Origin of the sequence: Leclercia sp. 1548 (assembly GCF_050435045.1) — a bacterium.
Lineage (GTDB): Bacteria > Pseudomonadota > Gammaproteobacteria > Enterobacterales > Enterobacteriaceae > Enterobacter > Enterobacter adecarboxylatus.
Window position 1 is genome coordinate 795311 of the sequence record NZ_JBNDJP010000002.1, and the last position, 19416, is coordinate 814726.

A 19416-nucleotide genomic window follows, 5' to 3' on the forward strand; every position below is an offset into this window, starting at 1 on the left:
AAACCATGACACAGCCATTAGCCGGGAAACAAATTCTTATAGTTGAAGACGAGCCTGTTTTCCGCTCACTACTGGATTCGTGGCTTTCATCACTGGGAGCAACTACAGCACTCGCAGGGGATGGAGTCGACGCTCTGGAAAAAATGGCAGGGCTTAAGCCCGATCTAATGATTTGCGATATCGCTATGCCGCGTATGAACGGCCTGAAGCTGGTGGAGCATGTCCGTAATACGGGAAACCAGATCCCAATCCTCGTCATTTCTGCGACCGAAAATATGGCGGATATCGCGAAAGCGTTGCGTCTGGGCGTGCAGGATGTCCTGCTCAAGCCGGTGAAGGATCTTAACCGCCTGCGTGAAACTGTCCTCGCATGCCTGTACCCCAATATGTTTAATTCGCGGGTAGAAGAAGAAGAGCGACTTTTTCAGGACTGGGATGCACTGGTTAATAACCCAACGGCGGCGGCAAAGCTTTTACAGGAGCTGCAACCGCCGGTGCAACAGAACATCTCCGGGTGCAAAGTTAATTACCGTCAGTTGATGGCCGCCGATCAACCGGGCTTGGTGCTGGATATCGCCCCACTCTCTGATAACGACCTGGCGTTTTATTGTCTGGACGTTACCCGTGCGGGGGATAATGGCGTGCTGGCGGCGTTATTATTACGCGCTCTGTTTAATGGCTTGCTCCAGGAACAACTTTCTCATCAGGGACAACGCCTGCCAGAGTTAGGGAGTTTACTTAAACAGGTAAACCAGCTGCTGCGTCAGGCAAGTTTGCCCGGGCAATTTCCGTTACTGGTTGGTTATTACCACAGCGGCCTGAAAAATTTGATTTTGGTCTCTGCCGGACTGAATGCCACGCTTAATACTGGCGAACATCATATTCAGGTGAGTAACGGCGTTCCGTTAGGAACGTTAGGCAATACGTATCTCAACCAAATAAGCCACCGCTGCACCTCATGGCAATGCCAAATTTGGGGGACGGGAGGGCGGTTGCGCTTAATGTTGTCCACGGAATAATCAGTTGCGATTTAAACGGTAGATAGCTTTACCGCCGTTTCAGCGGCAATGCTACTATCGGTGTACGTTTTCTTCGTATTTATCCTAATTAAGCGGTAGCGCGTCCTTTTCAGACCCGGACCTCAACTTCTGGCTGATATACTGAACGCGTTATTAATGCAGACTAAAGTTCAAAACATGAACAGTACAGGAGAGTTTCAATGGCTGCCGTAAATTCGAAAGTGACAAAGGCCGTTATCCCGGTTGCCGGGTTGGGGACCAGGATGTTGCCAGCAACGAAGGCAATTCCAAAAGAGATGCTGCCACTCGTTGATAAGCCATTAATCCAGTATGTGGTCAACGAATGTATTGCCGCTGGCATTACTGAAATTGTGCTGGTAACGCATTCATCCAAAAACTCTATCGAAAACCATTTCGATACCAGTTTTGAACTCGAAGCCATGCTGGAAAAACGTGTTAAGCGTCAGCTTCTGCAAGAAGTACAGTCTATTTGCCCACCGCACGTCACTATTATGCAGGTTCGTCAGGGTCTGGCAAAAGGTCTTGGCCATGCAGTGCTGTGTGCCCATCCGGTTGTTGGTAACGAGCCAGTGGCGGTTATTTTACCGGACGTTATTCTCGACGAATTCGAATCCGATTTGTCCCAGGATAACCTGGCAGAAATGATTAAACGTTTCGACGAAACGGGCAGTAGCCAGATCATGGTTGAGCCGGTTGAAGATGTGACCGCTTACGGCGTGGTTGATTGCAAAGGCGTGGACATGAAGCCGGGCGACAGCGTGCCAATGGTAGGCGTGGTTGAGAAGCCAAAAGCCGATGTAGCGCCGTCTAATCTCGCTGTAGTAGGGCGTTATGTCCTGAGTGCAGAGATTTGGCCACTGCTGGCGAAAACACCTCCAGGTGCTGGCGATGAAATTCAGCTGACCGATGGCATCGATATGCTGATCGAGAAAGAGACCGTTGAAGCCTACCATATGAAAGGTAAGAGCCATGACTGCGGTAATAAACTCGGTTATATGCAGGCCTTTGTTGAATATGGTATTCGCCACCAGTCTCTGGGTGAGGAATTTAAAGGCTGGCTGCAAGAGACGCTGGGCATTAAAAACTAACCAGGCGCTGATGCGCTAAGCAAAAAACCGGTGATAGCCTGGCTACACCGGTTTTTTTATGCGGCTTTCCAGCCTTAACGTGCGGGAAGAAGCTTATAGAAAGGCTTAACGCTTATATGACAGCATGTAACGGAATGTCACACCGTATAAAATACAGGCATAAAAAATCCCGCATTAAGCGGGATTTTTCGGACAACTGGCTGAATTAATCCTTAATCAGGAAGTCGTCCAGTTGTTTGCCTTGCTCGTCCATGGCTTTTTTGATAACCGCTGGAGTACGGCCCTGGCCGGTCCAGGTTTTAGATTCGCCATTCTCATCGATGTAGCTATATTTAGCCGGACGTGCAGCGCGTTTAGCTTTGGTGCCTGTTTTAGCGGCAGCCATGCTGTTCAGCAATTCGTTTGGATCAATACCATCAGCAATCAGCATTTCACGATATTGCTGCAGTTTACGTGTACGTTCTTCGATTTCAGCTGCTGCGGCGTTTTCTTCTTCACGACGCTCATTAACAACAACTTCTAATTTTTCCAGCATTTCTTCCAGCGTTTCCAGAGTACATTCTCTCGCCTGGGCACGAAGAGTACGGATGTTGTTCAGAATTTTAAGTGCTTCGCTCATTGTAGTAATCTCAAACTTATAATGTGGGGGGTTTGTTGAAGTAATAATAGAGGCATAAATTCATATATGCAATAGGCCAGAATGTAAGGAATTCAAAAAACACCTAATATTTGTCTCTATTATTAATACCGCTAACTTAAATTCTAAGGGTGAAATGAGGACCGCGTTATCAAAAGATGCGTTGTAAACCTGACGGTGAACTCTTTTTTGAGGGGCAATTTTGTTCGCGATTATTCTTACTCCGGATAAATATCAACCTTTTGTATTAGTGTTGAAAAGACAACTGCTCGCTGAAATTGCTAATTATTCCTGCTTCATTTTTGGCCCGGTCACGCCATTAAAATAATAGGATTTTCCTGAACTTACCGTTTTTAATACTGTACTTCAATTCATGCTCTTACACTCTCATCACACCGCCTGGTGTATATCCTGCACGTGATAAAAATGCGTCACATCGCCCGCAAAGCGCGCTACAGCACGGAAGACCAGACAAAATATGGTACAATCGCGCATCGGTAATAATACACAATGATTAGGGTTTAACGGCCAATGGCACAACTGTATTTCTACTACTCAGCAATGAACGCAGGTAAGTCGACCGCATTACTGCAATCCTCGTACAATTACCAGGAGCGCGGTATGCAGACCCTGGTTTACACCGCAGAGATAGATGACCGTTTTGGTAGCGGAAAGGTTAGCTCGCGAATTGGTCTCTCCTCACCGGCCAAGCTATATAACCCGCAAACCAATCTGCTGGAAGAGATCCGCGCAGAGCTTGCCAGACAGCCTGTACATTGTGTTCTGGTGGATGAGAGTCAGTTTTTAACCCGTCAGCAGGTTCATGAGTTATCAGAAGTGGTGGACGAGCTGGATATTCCGGTGCTTTGTTACGGCCTGCGTACTGATTTTCGTGGCGAACTCTTTATTGGCAGCCAGTATTTACTGGCCTGGTCAGATAAACTGGTTGAATTGAAAACCATCTGTTTCTGCGGCCGTAAAGCGAGTATGGTGCTGCGCCTGGATCAGGCTGGTAAACCTTATGCAGAAGGCGAACAGGTGGTGATTGGCGGTAATGAACGCTATGTATCCGTGTGTCGTAAGCATTATAAAGAGGCGCTGGTTGTAGGCTCCCTGACGGCCATTCAGGATGCCTGCCGTCGTTAACCCCGCTATTTCTGCGCCCTCTGTTCTTTTCTGAATAACAGACATAAAAAAACCCGCCGAGGCGGGTTTTTTATTTAACGATTAATTAAGCGCTTTTCTTCGCTTTCTTATCTGCTTTAACTGGCGCGACTACTGCAGGTTGTGCCGCTGGTGCAGCTACGCCTTCAGAGTATTCACGGCCGTAGTAGGTATCCAGCAGGATCTGTTTCAGCTCGGCGATCAGTGGGTAGCGCGGGTTCGCACCAGTACACTGGTCATCAAATGCATCTTCAGACAGCTTGTCTACGTGTGCCAGGAAGTCAGCTTCCTGAACACCAGCTTCGCGAATAGACTTAGGAATACCCAGTTCAGCTTTGATGCTATCCAGCCAGCCCAGCAGCTTCTCGATCTTCGCCGCAGTGCGGTCACCAGGTGCGCTCAGGCCCAGGTGATCAGCGATTTCTGCATAGCGACGACGAGCCTGTGGACGGTCATACTGGCTGAATGCAGTCTGCTTGGTCGGGTTGTCGTTAGCGTTATAACGGATAACGTTAGAGATAAGCAGGGCGTTCGCCAGACCGTGAGGAATGTGGAACTGAGAACCCAGCTTGTGCGCCATCGAGTGACACACACCCAGGAAGGCGTTAGCAAACGCGATACCGGCGATGGTTGCAGCACTGTGCACACGCTCACGGGCAACCGGGTTTTTAGAGCCTTCGTTATAAGACGCTGGCAGGTTCTCTTTCAGCAGTTTCAGTGCCTGCAGAGCCTGGCCGTCAGAGAACTCAGACGCCAGAACAGAAACGTAAGCTTCCAGGGCGTGAGTTACCGCATCCAGACCACCAAACGCACAGAGTGATTTCGGCATGTCCATGACCAGGTTGGCATCAACAATCGCCATATCTGGGGTCAGGGCATAGTCTGCCAGTGGGTATTTCTGACCGGTTGCATCGTCGGTTACAACCGCAAACGGCGTTACTTCAGAACCGGTACCGGAAGTGGTGGTGACGGCGATCATTTTCGCTTTCACGCCCATTTTCGGGAACTTGTAGATACGTTTACGGATATCCATAAAGCGCAGCGCCAGTTCTTCGAAGTGCGTTTCTGGATGCTCGTACATAACCCACATGATTTTGGCTGCATCCATAGGGGAGCCGCCGCCCAGCGCGATGATCACGTCTGGTTTGAAGGAGTTCGCCAGCTCTGCGCCTTTGCGTACAACAGAAAGGGTTGGGTCAGCTTCAACTTCGAAGAACACTTCAGTTTCCACGCCCGCGGCTTTCAGAACAGAGGTGATCTGGTCTGCGTAGCCGTTGTTGAACAGGAAACGGTCAGTGACGATGAGCGCACGTTTGTGGCCATCAGTAATCACTTCATCCAGCGCGATTGGCAGAGAGCCACGACGGAAGTAGATAGATTTCGGAAGTTTATGCCACAACATGTTTTCAGCTCGCTTAGCAACGGTTTTCTTGTTGATCAGGTGCTTAGGACCAACGTTTTCTGAGATGGAGTTACCACCCCATGAACCACAACCCAGAGTCAGGGAAGGCGCGAGTTTAAAGTTATACAGATCACCGATACCACCCTGAGAAGCAGGGGTGTTGATCAGGATACGTGCAGTTTTCATCATCTGGCCGAAGTGCGCCACACGCTCAGGCTGGTTATCCTGGTCAGTGTACAGGCAGGAGGTATGACCGATACCGCCCATGGCGACCAGTTTCTCCGCTTTAACAACGGCGTCGTCGAAATCTTTGGCGCGGTACATTGCCAGCGTTGGTGACAGTTTTTCGTGAGCAAACGGCTCGCTCTCGTCAACCACTGACACTTCGCCGATCAGGATCTTGGTGCTAGCTGGAACGGTGAAGCCTGCCAGTTCAGCAATTTTGTACGCTGGCTGACCAACGATGGCGGCGTTCAGTGCGCCATTTTTCAGAATGATGTCCTGAACGGCTTTGAGTTCCTGGCCCTGCAGCATGTAGCCGCCGTGGCTGGCGAAACGTTCGCGGACAGCATCGTATACCGAGTCCACAACCACAACGGACTGCTCGGAAGCACAGATAACGCCGTTATCGAAGGTTTTAGACATCAGTACGGATGCCACAGCACGTTTGATATCGGCAGTTTCGTCGATAACTACTGGGGTGTTACCTGCCCCTACGCCGATAGCCGGTTTACCGGAGCTATAAGCAGCTTTAACCATGCCTGGACCACCGGTCGCAAGGATCAGGTTAATGTCAGGATGGTGCATCAGTGCGTTAGACAGCTCCACAGAAGGTTGATCGATCCAGCCGATCAGGTCCTTTGGTGCGCCTGCAGCGATCGCGGCTTGCAGAACGATATCGGCCGCTTTATTGGTCGCATCTTTAGCACGTGGATGTGGAGAGAAAATGATTGCGTTACGCGTCTTCAGGCTGATGAGCGATTTGAAGATAGCAGTAGAAGTTGGGTTGGTTGTTGGAACGATACCGCAGATGATGCCGATTGGCTCAGCGATAGTGATAGTACCGAACGTGTCATCTTCAGACAGGACGCCACAAGTCTTCTCATCTTTATAGGCGTTGTAGATATACTCTGAAGCAAAGTGGTTTTTAATCACTTTATCTTCAACGATACCCATACCGGATTCGGCAACGGCTAATTTAGCGAGAGGGATTCGAGCATCTGCAGCAGCCAGAGCGGCGGCGCGGAAGATTTTATCAACCTGTTCTTGGGTGAAATTGGCATATTCACGCTGGGCTTTTTTTACGCGCTCTACGAGTGCGTTAAGTTCAGCGACATTAGTAACAGCCATAATGCTCTCCTGATAATGTTAAACTCTTTTAGTAAATCAGCTGCTCGACACGGAAACAGTATAGTCAGCGCCTCTGCCACTTGCTTAACTTACATAAAAACAAGGTGTTAACGTTTTTATCTTACCCCTGATTTACTAAAAGAGCCTCCCATCAGTAGCCTACGTTCAGATACTGAATCTCCGTGGTGGCGTCATCAAGATTACTCACTTCTGAGTACGGAAAACATGATCTGTATCAATTTATCCATAAGCTGATACCTTTCAGCAGGGGTATTTTGGGGCATTGCCAAAGATGTTAAATAATTGCAAAAGCAATTGAACTACAGGTATGCATTTAGTACACAAATATTTTACAGCGTCAAATCACTATAATTTGCAATATTGTCGTGAAGTACATGCATAAAAAGCGTATCTTCTGCGCGGTTATTGGCGTTGCCATAACGTTGTCTTGAGTCTTGCTTATCAGCGGAGCTAACTGTGAGCCTATCGCTCTTTGATTTACCAACCTATTTCAAGTTTTTTATCGGGCTTTTCGCGCTGGTCAATCCGGTGGGCATCATTCCCGTCTTTATTAGCATGACCAGCTATCAAACCGCGCTGGCCAGGAATAAGACCAACCTGACGGCAAACCTGTCGGTGGCGATCATCCTGCTGACCTCTCTCTATCTTGGCGACTCTATATTGCAGATTTTTGGCATCTCTATTGATTCGTTCCGTATTGCCGGGGGGATCCTGGTGGTGACAATCGCGATGTCGATGATTAGCGGCAAGCTGGGAGAGGATAAACAAAACAAGCAAGAAAAATCAGAGACCGCTATTCGTGAAAGTATCGGTGTGGTGCCGCTGGCCTTGCCATTAATGGCGGGGCCGGGTGCCATCAGTTCCACTATCGTCTGGGGAACGCGCTACCATAACCTGATGCACCTTATTGGCTTCTCGATTGCCATTGCGCTGTTTGCGTTCTGCTGTTGGGGCGTATTCCGTATTGCCCCCTGGCTGGTACGACTGCTTGGCCAGACCGGCATTAACGTGATCACCCGTATTATGGGGCTGCTGCTGATGGCGCTGGGGATTGAATTTATTGTTACCGGGCTGAAATCAATTTTCCCCGGGTTATTGAATTAACATTTTCAAACGAAAGAGCGGCGCCAGCTGGCGCCGTTTTTTTGTCAATATTAGCAAATCATATAATGAAAGTTGAAAAACGCGTTAACTATAATAAATTTTGCTAATAATTTTGTTTTGTTAACTATCAACGACTTGCCAACCCTACCTGTATCGCACTGTACACAATCCACGCAATATCACTGTTATTTTACTCACACGATACTCTGGGGCTTGCTGCGAGATAACTGAGATGATATTAGTAATTTGGTAAATGATTTAGATGAATGTGCTAAATAATAGACAGTTGTTAATTTTTTGTACAAACAACGCTTCGTCTTCAGCACAGCGACGCAATCGTCGAGTAAACCTTCTACATCCCATTGAATAGCGAAGCTTTTTTCCGCTTTTGATGCGCGGCAGGGTAGCCCACCGAGTAACGGTATCTCCCGTAAAAGAGAATTGGTTAACAAATTTGCAAAATGTATTGGCACCCGTGAAAACCATTTGATACTTTCCGGCCTTATATTTTTCGCAGAAATCTATTAGATGAGAATCTTTTTCATTAACGGTTCTGATCTAAAAGAATTAAGACAGGCTTCGACAGGGGAAGTCTGTTAAGAATCGACGCAAGGCGGCCAGACGAGCCGTTAGTAATAGTAAAGTCGGTGATAGCGAGAAGTAAAAACGCCTGACAGCAGCATAAACTCCTACGTTGTCAGGGAACCCCAAAAAGGGGAATTAAACAGGCTGGTAAAAACCAGTAATTATAAAGAGTGGAGTATCAACACAATGTCCATCATCACAAAAAAAAGTCTGGTCGCGGCGGGAATTCTAACTGCGCTAATCGCGGGCAACGTTGCAATGGCTGCTGACGTACCTGCTGGGGTTCAACTGGCGGAGAAGCAAACGCTGGTGCGTAACAACGGTGCTGAGGTTCAGTCTCTGGATCCGCACAAAATTGAAGGTGTACCGGAGTCTAACGTTAACCGCGACCTGTTCGAAGGTCTGCTGGTTACTGACGTAGACGGCCACCCGGTTGCCGGGGTTGCCGAAAAATGGGAAAACAAAGATTTTAAAGTCTGGACCTTCCACCTGCGTAAAGACGCAAAATGGTCTGATGGTTCCCCGGTTACCGCACAAGATTTCGTTTATAGCTGGCAGCGCCTGGCGGATCCAAACACCGCCTCTCCGTACGCGAGCTATCTGCAGTATGGCCACATCGCCAATATTGATGACATCATCACCGGCAAAAAACCGATTACCGACCTCGGCGTAAAAGCGATCGATGACAATACCTTCGAAGTCACCCTGAGCGAGCCAGTACCTTATTTCTACAAACTGTTGGTACACCCGTCCGTTTCCCCGGTGCCTAAAGCCGCGGTTGAAAAATTCGGTGAGAAGTGGACCCAGCCTGCCAATATCATTACTAACGGCGCCTATAAGCTGAAAGCCTGGGTTGTTAACGAACGTATCGATCTGGAGCGTAATACCAACTACTGGGATAACGCGAAGACCGTTATCAACCAGGTTACCTACCTGCCAATCTCGTCTGAAGTGACTGACGTTAACCGCTACCGCAGCGGCGAAATCGACATGACCTATAACAACATGCCGATCGAACTGTTCCAGAAACTGAAAAAAGAGATCCCAGCTGAAGTGCACGTTGACCCGTATCTGTGTACTTATTACTACGAAATCAACAACCAGAAAGCGCCATTCACCGACGTTCGCGTGCGTACCGCACTTAAGCTGGCACTGGATCGCGATATCATCGTGAACAAAGTGAAAAACCAGGGCGACCTGCCAGCCTACAGCTACACCCCACCGTACACCGATGGTGCAAAACTGACTCAGCCAGAGTGGTTCGGCTGGTCACAGGAAAAACGTAACGAAGAAGCGAAGAAACTGCTGGCCGAAGCCGGTTATACCGCTGACAAGCCGTTGACCTTTAGCCTGCTGTATAACACCTCCGATCTGCATAAAAAACTGGCTATCGCCGTCTCCTCCATCTGGAAGAAAAACCTGGGTGCGAACGTGAAGCTGGAAAACCAGGAGTGGAAAACCTTCCTGGACAGCCGTCATCAGGGCACCTTTGATGTGGCGCGTGCAGGCTGGTGTGCGGACTATAACGAACCGACCTCCTTCCTGAATACCATGCTGAGCGACAGCTCGAACAACACTGCACACTATAAGAGCGCAGAGTTCGATAAGCTGATCGGCGATACCCTGAAAGTCACGGACGAAGCGCAGCGCGCTGAGCTGTATTCGAAAGCTGAACAGCAGCTCGATAAAGACTCTGCGATCGTCCCGGTCTACTACTACGTGAACGCCCGTCTGGTGAAACCGTGGGTGGGTGGTTATACCGGTAAAGACCCGATGGATAATATCTACGTCAAAAACTTGTATATTATCAAGCATTAATGGCAATGAGTGGGGCGGGCGATGCTCGCCCCACGGTGTCTACTCATCGTAATACTATATAGGCACACGCCAGAAGGTACGGGCAATGTTGAAATTTATCCTACGTCGCTGTCTTGAAGCGATCCCAACGCTTTTTATTCTTATAACGATCTCGTTCTTTATGATGCGTCTCGCGCCGGGCAGTCCATTTACCGGTGAACGTACGCTGCCGCCAGAAGTGATGGCGAATATTGAAGCGAAATATCATTTAAACGATCCGATCTCCACCCAGTATTTCAATTATCTGAAGCAGCTGGCGCATGGCGATTTTGGACCGTCATTTAAATATAAAGATTATTCCGTAAACGATTTGGTGGCTTCCAGCTTCCCCGTTTCGGCTAAATTAGGCGCCGCGGCATTTTTACTGGCCGTTATTCTTGGCGTTACGGCGGGCGTCATTGCCGCGCTGAATCAAAATACCAAATGGGATTATGCCGTTATGGGGGTGGCAATGACCGGTGTCGTCATACCGAGTTTTGTCGTCGCGCCCTTACTGGTGATGATATTTGCCATCACCCTGAAATGGCTGCCCGGCGGTGGCTGGAACGGTGGGGCACTGCAGTACATGATCCTGCCGATGGTGGCCTTATCACTGGCCTATATCGCCAGCATCGCGCGTATCACCCGTGGTTCGATGATTGAAGTCCTGCACTCTAACTTCATTCGTACCGCGCGCGCAAAAGGGCTGCCGATGCGTCGGATTATTTTCCGTCACGCATTAAAACCTGCGTTATTGCCGGTTCTCTCTTATTTAGGCCCGGCGTTCGTCGGTATCATTACCGGTTCAATGGTTATCGAAACCATCTATGGTCTGCCAGGTATCGGTCAGCTGTTTGTTAACGGTGCCCTGAACCGCGACTACTCACTGGTACTGAGTCTGACCATTCTCGTCGGTGCGCTGACCATTTTCTTTAACGCGATTGTTGACGTGCTGTATGCCGTTATCGATCCGAAAATCCGCTACTGACACTGGAGCTCGCCATGATGTTAAGTAAGAAAAACAGCGAGGCGCTGGAAAACTTCAGTGAAAAACTGGAAGTCGAAGGACGCAGTCTCTGGCAGGATGCCCGCCGTCGCTTTATGCACAACCGTGCGGCGGTTGCCAGCCTGATTGTACTGGTGATTATCGCTCTGTTCGTGACCTTTGCACCTATGCTGTCGCAGTTCACCTACTTCGATACCGACTGGGGCATGATGTCCAGCGCGCCGGATAGCGAATCGGGTCACTATTTTGGTACCGACTCCTCCGGGCGTGACCTGCTGGTCCGTGTGGCCATCGGTGGGCGTATCTCGTTGATGGTGGGGATCGCCGCAGCCTTCGTGGCGGTGATTCTGGGTACGCTGTACGGATCGCTCTCAGGCTATCTCGGCGGTAAAGTAGACTCAGTGATGATGCGTATCCTTGAGATCCTCAACTCCTTCCCGTTCATGTTCTTCGTGATCCTGCTGGTGACCTTCTTCGGTCAGAATATCCTGCTGATCTTCGTTGCCATCGGCATGGTCTCCTGGCTGGATATGGCGCGTATCGTGCGTGGTCAGACCCTGAGCCTGAAGCGCAAAGAGTTTATCGAAGCAGCGCAGGTGGGTGGGGTCTCTACCGGCAATATCGTGGTGCGTCATATCGTGCCGAACGTACTGGGTGTGGTGGTGGTCTATGCCTCCCTGCTGGTGCCAAGCATGATCCTGTTTGAATCCTTCCTCAGCTTCCTCGGCCTGGGTACCCAGGAGCCACTGAGTAGCTGGGGTGCGCTGCTGAGCGATGGCGCGAACTCGATGGAGGTTTCACCGTGGCTGCTGCTGTTCCCGGCAGGTTTCCTGGTCGTGACACTGTTTTGTTTCAACTTTATCGGCGATGGCCTGCGTGATGCCCTCGACCCGAAAGACCGTTAAGGAGCGCCGCCATGACCATTATTGAAACGGCATCTGCGCCACAAATGCATCAGCAGGGCAATGCTCTGCTGGATGTGAAAGATCTGCGCGTCACCTTTAAAACGCCGGATGGCGATGTGACCGCCGTAAACGATCTCAACTTCAGTCTGCGGGCCGGTGAAACGCTGGGTATCGTGGGTGAGTCCGGTTCCGGTAAATCCCAGACCGCTTTTGCGCTGATGGGCCTGCTGGCGCAAAATGGCGTCATCGGAGGGTCTGCCACCTTTAACGGCAAACAGATCCTTAACCTGCCGGAGAACGAGCTGAACAAGCTGCGTGCCGAGCAGATCTCGATGATTTTCCAGGATCCGATGACCTCCCTGAACCCGTACATGCGCGTCGGCGAGCAGCTGATGGAAGTCCTGATGCTGCATAAGGGGTTGAGCAAAGCCGAAGCCTTTGAAGAGTCGGTCAAAATGCTCGATGCGGTGAAAATGCCGGAAGCGCGTAAGCGTATGCGCATGTTCCCGCATGAGTTCTCTGGCGGTATGCGCCAGCGCGTTATGATAGCCATGGCGCTGCTGTGCAGACCAAAACTGCTGATTGCCGATGAGCCAACCACCGCGCTGGACGTTACCGTTCAGGCGCAAATCATGACCCTGTTGAACGAGCTGAAGCGCGAGTTCAATACGGCGATCATTATGATTACCCACGATTTGGGCGTAGTGGCCGGCATCTGCGATAAAGTGCTGGTAATGTATGCTGGCCGCACCATGGAGTACGGAAACGCGCGGGATGTGTTCTACCACCCGGCGCACCCGTACTCTATCGGCCTGCTGAATGCCGTACCGCGTCTTGATGCGGAAGGCGAGTCGCTGCTGACTATTCCGGGCAACCCGCCAAACCTGCTGCGTCTGCCAAAAGGCTGTCCGTTCCAGCCGCGTTGTCCACACGCGATGGAGATCTGCAACAGCGCGCCACCGCTGGAAGAGTTTGCCCCAGGCCGTCTGCGTGCCTGCTTTAAGCCGTACGAGGAGCTGGTATGACTGTCATTGACGAAAAACGTAACGTCCTGCTCGAAATCGCGGATCTGAAAGTCCACTTTGACATTAAAGATGGCAAGCAGTGGTTCTGGCAGCCGGCAAAAACCCTGAAAGCCGTGGATGGCGTAACCCTGCGTCTGTACGAAGGGGAGACGCTCGGCGTGGTGGGCGAGTCGGGCTGCGGTAAATCCACCTTTGCCCGTGCGATTATCGGGCTGGTCAAAGCCACAGACGGCAAAGTGGCCTGGCTGGGTAAAGATCTGTTGGGGATGAAGCCTGACGAGTGGCGCGACGTGCGCAGCGACATTCAGATGATTTTCCAGGATCCGCTGGCCTCCCTGAACCCGCGCATGACCATTGGCGAGATCATCGCCGAGCCGCTGCGCACCTATCATCCGAAAATGCCACGTACCGAAGTGCGCGATCGCGTGAAGGCGATGATGATGAAAGTGGGGCTGTTGCCAAACCTCATCAACCGTTATCCGCACGAGTTCTCAGGCGGCCAGTGCCAGCGTATCGGGATTGCCCGTGCGCTGATCCTCGAGCCGAAACTGATTATCTGTGACGAACCGGTCTCGGCGCTGGACGTATCTATCCAGGCGCAGGTGGTTAACCTGCTGCAAAAACTGCAGCGTGAGATGGGGCTGTCGTTGATCTTTATCGCTCACGATCTGGCGGTGGTGAAGCACATCTCCGATCGCGTGCTGGTGATGTATCTCGGCCATGCGGTAGAGCTGGGCACCTATGATGAGGTGTACCACAACCCGCTGCACCCTTATACCAAAGCCTTGATGTCTGCGGTGCCGGTCCCGGATCCCGATCTGGAGAAGAATAAAACTATTCAGCTTCTGGAAGGGGAACTGCCGTCGCCGATCAATCCGCCGTCCGGCTGCGTATTTCGTACCCGTTGCCCGATGGCCGGGCCGGAATGCGCGAAAACCCGTCCGGTGCTGGAAGGCAGCTTCCGTCATGCGGTCTCCTGTCTGAAGGTCGACCCGCTCTGAGTGGTTAACATGTAATAAAAAAGGCTGCATTCGCAGCCTTTTTTATTCGCGGCAGATGTTATTCCCGCCAAAGAATGTGGCACAGCTTGTGGTCTTTCTCGCGACACAGCAGGACGCGGGCAAAGATGTCGTTAATCTCACCGCCGTCGGTATCGGCCAGACCAATGACGACTTCAGCGAAGAAGTCAGGGTTCAGGTCATAATCCACATGCTCGGCCCAGTCTTCAGACGGGTCGAACAGCTCGGCACCGCCGCGCTCTTCAAACTGCAGATTAAAGAGAATGACATCTGCCGGGTCGAGATTATCGACGGCCAGTTCAAGAAAGATATCGTAAGCCTGCTCGAGCGTTTCGTCTTCGGTCAGGCGATTGTTCAGATCCATTTCCATGATGACTACCTGTTAAACATCGTTGGTTGGGCACGTTTTACAGCAACGGACTAAAGAAGTAAAACAGTCGTTCGGTAATTCGCTGCCACAGCGGCCTTTTCACCCACAAACGCGCGTCCAGCAGGCGCGAGCGCGAGATATAGTCATCCTGTACCGCGGCTAAATCCCCGCCAAATCCGGCGTCATCGATGACCAGGGTGATCTCAAAATTGAGCCACAGACTGCGCATATCGAGGTTAACCGTCCCCACAAGACTGAGTTCGCCATCCACCAGCACGCTTTTGGTGTGCAGCAGCCCACCTTCAAACTGATAGATCTTTACCCCGGCGGCCAGCAGCTCGCTGAAGAAGGCCCGGCTGGCCCAGCCTACCAGCACCGAATCATTTTTGCGCGGCAGAATAATGCTGACATCAACCCCGCGCTGGGCGGCGGTACAGATGGCGTGCAGCAGATCGTCGCTCGGCACAAAGTAGGGGGTGGTCATGATCAGGTATTCACGGGCGGAATAGGCCGCAGTGAGCAGCGCCTGGTGGATAAGGTCTTCCGGGAAACCGGGGCCGGAGGCAATGGTGTGAATCGTATGCCCGCTGGCTTGCTCAAACGGCATGATATTGGCATCAGGCGGCGGGGGCAGAATGCGTTTACCGGTTTCGATCTCCCAGTCGCAGGAGTAGACCACGCCCATCGCGGTCGCGACCGGGCCTTCCATACGGGCCATCAGATCGACCCACTGGCCCACGCCAGCGTCCTGTTTAAAGAAGCGCGGATCCACCATGTTCATGCTGCCGGTATAGGCGATGTAGTTGTCGATTAGCACCATTTTGCGGTGCTGGCGCAGGTCCATCCTGCGCAGGAACACACGCAGCAGATTCACTTTTAAGGCTTCGACCACCTCCACCCCGGCGTTGCGCATCATCGACGCCCAGTTGCTGCGGAAAAAGGTCACGCTACCGGCGGAGTCGAGCATCAGACGGCAGTGAATGCCCCGGCGCGCGGCGGCCATCAGAGACTCAGCAACCTGATCGGCCATGCCGCCCGGCTGCCAGATGTAAAACACCATCTCGATGTTATGGCGCGCTAGCTGAATGTCGCGGATCAGCGCATTCATCACGTCATCGGAGGTGGTCATCAGCTGAAGTTGATTGCCTTTCACCCCGGCAATGCCCTGGCGGCGCTCACAGAGCTGAAACAGGGAGGCGGCGACGTCGCTGTTCTCTTCGGCAAAGATATGTTTGCAGGATTTGAGATCGTTGAGCCATTTTGCGGTGGAGGGCCACATGGCGCGGGCGCGCTCCGCCCGGCGTTTACCGAGATGAAGCTCACCAAAGGAGAGATACGCAATAATACCCACCAGCGGCAGGATAAAAATGATCAACAGCCATGCCATGGCGGAGGGAACGGCTCGGCGCTTCATCAGGATGCGTAATGTTACACCTGCGATGAGCAGCCAGTATCCCAGAATGAGCAGCCAACTCACCACGGTGTAGAAGGTTGTCATAATAAAAAATCCTTTTGAAAGCGTATTGTTAAGAGTTTACGCGTCAGGATATTTCTGGCAAATAAAAACCCCAGATAAAAGCACTGGTTTGCCGCAGGCAAGGGTCTATAATGAGCGCTCTGTTTTAGTAAGAGTTGTTAACATGAAGCGCAGTAGAACAGAAGTAGGGCGCTGGCGCATGTTGCGACAGACAGGTCGTCGCAAAGCGCGTTGGCTGGAAGCACAATCCCGCCGTAATATGCGTATCCACGCCATCAGAAAATGCAGTATGAACCGTCATCGCAATGCGTTACTGTTCGCCGTTCAGGATTACTGAATGACACAAGGGCACCCTCAGAGGTGCCCGATGTTTTTTATTTATTCGCTGTTTCGAAAAGGAGGATGAAATGTTTGCGGATTTCGGTGTGCTTAATTTCTGGACCTACGTTGTCGGGGCCATTTTCATTGTTCTGGTTCCAGGGCCGAATACGCTGTTTGTCTTAAAAACCGGTATTGGTCACGGCGTGAAGAAAGGCTATCTGGCGGCCAGCGGCGTGTTTATTGGTGATGCGGTGCTGATGTTTCTTGCGTGGGCAGGTGTGGCGGCGCTTATTCAGACTACCCCTGTGCTGTTCAATATTGTCCGCTATCTTGGGGCGTTCTATTTATTATGGCTGGGCGGCAAGATGCTCTGGTCGGTTATCAAACATAAACAACAAGGCGAAGCGGGCGGTATCGAGCCGGCAAAAACCATTATGAAACGCTCGCTGGTGCTGAGTATGACCAACCCGAAAGCGATCCTGTTTTATGTTTCGTTCTTTGTGCAGTTTATTGACGTTCAGGCTAATAACACCGGCGTGGCGTTTATGATCCTCGCGGTCACGCTGGAGATCATCAGCTTTATCTATATGAGCTTCCTGATTTTCTCCGGGGCGTTTGTCACCCGCTACCTCAAGACAAAAAAGAAACTGGCGAAGCTGGGGAATGGATTGATAGGTTTGTTATTTGTCGGGTTCGCGGCGCGGCTGGCATCGCTGCACTAACAAAAAAGGCTCCTTGTAAGGAGCCTTTTTTTATCCTAGAAAACTTTTTTAAAGGGCTTCACCACGACGTTATCATACACGCCAGCTGCCACGTACGGATCGTCCTGCGCCCAGGCCTGTGCCGCTTCCAGCGATTCGAACTCGGCAATCACCGTCGAGCCGGTAAAGCCTGCCGCACCCGGATCGTTGCTGTCGACGGCAGGCATTGGCCCGGCGGTCAGCAATCTGCCTTCGTCATGCAGCAGTTGTAAGCGCGCCAGATGGGCAGGACGCACGGAGAGGCGTTTTTCCAGAGAATCAGCAACATCTGCAGCAAAAATCACATAAAGCACGGCAAAGCTCCTTAGCCAATAAAAGTAGGAATTACGTTATGTGAAAGTGCAGGGGACTGCAATGCAAAGATAGCGACATTGTTAAAACCCTGCTCGCTACGTGCCTTTTTTCGCCTGTTGGACGGTTAATTCGGGCGAAGTGTAACTGCCTTATTGAATATGATTGCTATTTGCATTTAAAATCAGGGCCTGGCTTTTTAACTGAAACGATTATGACTTCAATGACCCTTGAACTCCCTCGCCGCTTTCCCTGGCCGACGCTGTTGTCTGTCGGAATTCATGGAGCCGTCGTGGCGGGTCTGCTTTACACATCGGTACATCAGGTTATTGAAATGCCAGCGCCCGCGCAGCCGATTTCTGTGACCATGGTAACGCCTGCAGAGCTGGAGCCTGTACAGGTTGCGCCACCACCAGAACCAGAGCCTGTTGCAGAACCCGAGCCGGAACCGGAACCAGAAATCGTTCCTGAACCCCCTAAAGAAGCGCCTGTGGTGATCCATAAACCGGAGCCGAAGCCTAAGCCAAAACCGAAGCCGAAACCAAAACCGGAGAAAAAAGTGGAAGAGCGTCCGAGGCGTCAAGAGCGTCCGGTCGAGCCTCGCACCACCCAGCCGGTTGAGAGAGCGGCCCCGGCTCGCCCGGTGATGAACTCGTCCCCGGCCACCGCGAAGCCCGTTGTGACGACCCCTTCCGGCCCACGTGCGCTGAGCCGTAACCAGCCGGTCTACCCGGCGCGTGCGCAGGCTTTACGCATCGAAGGGCGTGTTCGCGTGAAGTTTGACGTGACCGCAGACGGACGGGTGGATAATGTCGAAATCCTTTCCGCGCAGCCATCGAATATGTTTGAGCGGGACGTGAAAACCGCAATGCGCAAATGGCGTTACGAACCCGGTAAGCCAGGCCGCGGGCTGATCGTGAATATCGTCTTCCGCCTCAACGGCGGGGCACAGATGGAATAAAATAAAAAAGCCTCCAGATGGAGGCTTTTTTTTGGCCTGAATGTCAGGCCTGAGGCAATGGACGTGGTTTCCCGTCGTTATCCACCGCGACATAGATAAACAGCGCTTCGGTCGCTTTGTAACGCTGGCCGATAGGCTCAGAGGAGACCTTTTTTACCCACACTTCGATGTTGATCGACACCGAGGTATTCCCACGCTTTACGCATCGCGCGTAGCAGCACACCACGTCCCCAACCGCGACAGGGCGCAGAAAGGTCATGCCGTCAACCCGGACCGTCACCACGCGGCCCTGAGCAATTTCTTTGGCGAGGATTGCCCCACCCATATCCATTTGCGACATCAGCCAGCCGCCAAAAATGTCACCGTTCGCATTGGTATCGGCAGGCATTGCCAGCGTACGTAAGACCAGTTCGCCCTGCGGGGCGTCTTGTGTTGTCATTATTTTCTCAGCTTATAACGAAGTGGCCAGCGCGGGATGTGCGCTGGCCGGTGGATCAATGCTTATCGTCTTGCGGCATATGGCGGTAGATATAGACACCGCTCAGGAGGGTAAAGATCAGCGTTAACGCGGTCAGACCAAACACTTTGAAGTTGACCCAGATATTCTGCGGCAGCCAGAAGGCGATATAGATATTCGCCAGGCCACAGAGAATAAAGAACACCGCCCAGGCGATATTCAGACGCGACCAGACGCTCTGCGGCAGGTCCAGCTCTTTACCCAGCATGCGCTGAATAAGGGGCTTTTTCATGACCCACTGGCTGAACAGCAGGGCACCGGCAAACAGCACGTAGATGACGGTCACTTTCCATTTGATGAACTCATCGTTGTGGAAAAAGACGGTCAACCCGCCAAAAAAGGCCACCAGCACGAAGGTAATTAAGGCCATCTTTTCGACCTTGCGGTAGCGCACCCAGCTGTAGATCAGCACCACTGCGGTGGCAACGATCAAAGCGGTGGTTGCCGCGTAGATGTCATACAGCTTGTAGAAGGCAAAAAAGACAACCAGGGGTAAAAAATCAAGAAACTGCTTCATTCTTCGATTCCATCATCTG

General features: G+C 51.5%; 19 protein-coding genes. 12 read left to right on the forward strand and 7 right to left on the reverse strand.

The window, feature by feature from the left end:
- The first annotated feature begins 5 nt into the window (after positions 1-5).
- Both rssB and galU read left to right on the forward strand, forming a co-directional pair.
- Positions 6-1019, forward strand: coding sequence for a two-component system response regulator RssB (rssB, locus tag ABIE02_RS09065; RefSeq protein ID WP_032611283.1), 1014 nt, complete (start codon positions 6-8; stop codon positions 1017-1019).
- A gap of 200 nt (positions 1020-1219) precedes the next feature.
- Positions 1220-2128: a UTP--glucose-1-phosphate uridylyltransferase GalU gene (gene galU / locus ABIE02_RS09070; RefSeq protein WP_059307701.1), complete on the forward strand. Its 909-nt coding sequence runs from the start codon at positions 1220-1222 to the stop codon at positions 2126-2128.
- Positions 2129-2333: 205 nt separating this feature from the next.
- Here the strand turns inward: galU and hns are convergent, their stop codons facing one another.
- Positions 2334-2747, reverse strand: coding sequence for a histone-like nucleoid-structuring protein H-NS (gene hns, locus ABIE02_RS09075; protein ID WP_032611278.1), 414 nt, complete (start codon positions 2745-2747; stop codon positions 2334-2336).
- Between the two features lie 549 nt (positions 2748-3296).
- Between hns and tdk the strand changes: the two genes are divergently transcribed.
- On the forward strand, positions 3297-3911 hold the full coding sequence (tdk, locus tag ABIE02_RS09080) for a thymidine kinase (RefSeq protein WP_130588666.1): 615 nt from the start codon (positions 3297-3299) through the stop codon (positions 3909-3911).
- An 85-nt stretch (positions 3912-3996) separates the two neighbouring features.
- Here the strand turns inward: tdk and adhE are convergent, their stop codons facing one another.
- A complete protein-coding gene (adhE, locus tag ABIE02_RS09085; protein ID WP_077227831.1) occupies positions 3997-6681 on the reverse strand; it encodes a bifunctional acetaldehyde-CoA/alcohol dehydrogenase in 2685 nt (894 codons plus the stop codon).
- 477 nt (positions 6682-7158) lie between these two features.
- Between adhE and ABIE02_RS09090 the strand changes: the two genes are divergently transcribed.
- The 6 genes from ABIE02_RS09090 (at position 7159) to oppF (ending at position 14164) form a co-directional block, all read left to right on the forward strand.
- Positions 7159-7806, forward strand: a complete 648-nt coding sequence (locus ABIE02_RS09090; protein ID WP_032611269.1) for a YchE family NAAT transporter — start codon at positions 7159-7161, stop codon at positions 7804-7806.
- Positions 7807-8577: 771 nt separating this feature from the next.
- Positions 8578-10209 carry an oligopeptide ABC transporter substrate-binding protein OppA gene (gene oppA / locus ABIE02_RS09095; protein ID WP_032611268.1) on the forward strand — a complete coding sequence of 544 codons (1632 nt, stop codon included), beginning with the start codon at positions 8578-8580 and terminating at the stop codon, positions 10207-10209.
- A gap of 85 nt (positions 10210-10294) precedes the next feature.
- Positions 10295-11215 carry an oligopeptide ABC transporter permease OppB gene (oppB, locus tag ABIE02_RS09100; RefSeq protein WP_032611266.1) on the forward strand — a complete coding sequence of 307 codons (921 nt, stop codon included), beginning with the start codon at positions 10295-10297 and terminating at the stop codon, positions 11213-11215.
- Between the two features lie 14 nt (positions 11216-11229).
- Positions 11230-12138, forward strand: a complete 909-nt coding sequence (gene oppC / locus ABIE02_RS09105; RefSeq protein ID WP_032611264.1) for an oligopeptide ABC transporter permease OppC — start codon at positions 11230-11232, stop codon at positions 12136-12138.
- A gap of 11 nt (positions 12139-12149) precedes the next feature.
- Positions 12150-13163, forward strand: coding sequence for an ABC transporter ATP-binding protein (locus tag ABIE02_RS09110; protein ID WP_336994525.1), 1014 nt, complete (start codon positions 12150-12152; stop codon positions 13161-13163).
- Entirely contained in the window at positions 13160-14164 is a 1005-nt protein-coding gene (gene oppF / locus ABIE02_RS09115; RefSeq protein ID WP_032611251.1) for a murein tripeptide/oligopeptide ABC transporter ATP-binding protein OppF, read from the forward strand. The genes ABIE02_RS09110 and oppF overlap by 4 nt, the downstream gene beginning before the upstream one ends.
- Before the next feature lie 58 nt (positions 14165-14222).
- Here the strand turns inward: oppF and ABIE02_RS09120 are convergent, their stop codons facing one another.
- Positions 14223-14552: an HI1450 family dsDNA-mimic protein gene (locus tag ABIE02_RS09120; protein ID WP_032611249.1), complete on the reverse strand. Its 330-nt coding sequence runs from the start codon at positions 14550-14552 to the stop codon at positions 14223-14225.
- 37 nt (positions 14553-14589) lie between these two features.
- Positions 14590-16050, reverse strand: coding sequence for a cardiolipin synthase (gene cls, locus ABIE02_RS09125; RefSeq protein ID WP_032611248.1), 1461 nt, complete (start codon positions 16048-16050; stop codon positions 14590-14592).
- Between the two features lie 142 nt (positions 16051-16192).
- Between cls and ABIE02_RS09130 the strand changes: the two genes are divergently transcribed.
- Positions 16193-16366, forward strand: coding sequence for a YciY family protein (locus ABIE02_RS09130; protein WP_098946243.1), 174 nt, complete (start codon positions 16193-16195; stop codon positions 16364-16366).
- Positions 16367-16436: 70 nt separating this feature from the next.
- Entirely contained in the window at positions 16437-17072 is a 636-nt protein-coding gene (leuE, locus tag ABIE02_RS09135) for a leucine efflux protein LeuE (protein WP_032611246.1), read from the forward strand.
- A 35-nt stretch (positions 17073-17107) separates the two neighbouring features.
- Here the strand turns inward: leuE and ABIE02_RS09140 are convergent, their stop codons facing one another.
- Positions 17108-17404: a YciI family protein gene (locus ABIE02_RS09140; RefSeq protein ID WP_032611245.1), complete on the reverse strand. Its 297-nt coding sequence runs from the start codon at positions 17402-17404 to the stop codon at positions 17108-17110.
- Between the two features lie 221 nt (positions 17405-17625).
- On the opposite strand from ABIE02_RS09140, the gene tonB reads away from it, so the two are divergent.
- On the forward strand, positions 17626-18363 hold the full coding sequence (tonB, locus tag ABIE02_RS09145; RefSeq protein ID WP_336994745.1) for a TonB system transport protein TonB: 738 nt from the start codon (positions 17626-17628) through the stop codon (positions 18361-18363).
- 43 nt (positions 18364-18406) lie between these two features.
- Here the strand turns inward: tonB and yciA are convergent, their stop codons facing one another.
- The gene (gene yciA / locus ABIE02_RS09150) at positions 18407-18802 is read right to left on the reverse strand and encodes an acyl-CoA thioester hydrolase YciA (RefSeq protein ID WP_032611243.1); all 396 of its coding nucleotides are present in this window, start codon (positions 18800-18802) and stop codon (positions 18407-18409) included.
- Between the two features lie 55 nt (positions 18803-18857).
- Positions 18858-19397, reverse strand: coding sequence for a septation protein A (locus ABIE02_RS09155; RefSeq protein WP_336994526.1), 540 nt, complete (start codon positions 19395-19397; stop codon positions 18858-18860).
- Positions 19398-19416: the final 19 nt, after the last annotated feature.